We start from the raw sequence: 531 nt of genomic DNA, 5'->3' as shown, positions 1-531 counted from the left end.
GGCGAGCAGGCTGCCGAGCTGCTGCGCACCGACCCCTGGCAGTTGCTGGCCGTGCCGGGTGTGCGGCCGGAACAGGCCGACGGCTTCGCACGGGCCCTGGTGGGCGTCGGCTGCGGTCCGGACGACGGGCGCAGGACGGCGGCCCTGGTCGGCTGGCTGCTGGAACGCGCCGCCCTCCAGGGCCACACGGCGCTGGACGCCCGGGCCGTACGGGCGGCGCTCGCCGAGCGTGCGGTCGGCGATCCGGACGCGGCGGTGCGGGACGCCGTCGAGGAAGGTGTCGCCCTGGTCTTCCAGGAAGGCGACGAGCCGGCGCCGGACGACGGCGCCGTGGCGGCGGACGGCGCAGGGGACGAAGCTGACGGGGCGGGCCTCACGGAGGACGGCGACGCGGCCCGGGAGCCGGTCCAGGTGCTGCTGGGCCTGGACCGCTACGCCCTGGCCGAGGAGAGTCTCGCCGACGGCCTGGCCCGGCTGGTCAACGCCTGCGAGAAGGCCGCCGACTGGGCGGCGGCGGCCACCGCCGCCCCG

1 protein-coding gene is annotated in these 531 nt (G+C 78.3%); it reads left to right on the top strand.

Annotated features, from left to right (window positions below):
- Positions 1 to 531, top strand: a 531-nt coding sequence (locus tag B9S58_RS04615; protein WP_308457890.1) for a helix-hairpin-helix domain-containing protein, incomplete at both ends; no start/stop codon positions are given.

This window comes from Streptomyces sp. SM11, assembly GCF_002910905.1.
Classification (GTDB): Bacteria; Actinomycetota; Actinomycetes; order Streptomycetales; family Streptomycetaceae; genus Streptomyces.
The sequence above is the reverse complement of the archived record's forward strand: the minus strand, read 5'-3'. Positions and strand labels throughout refer to the sequence as shown.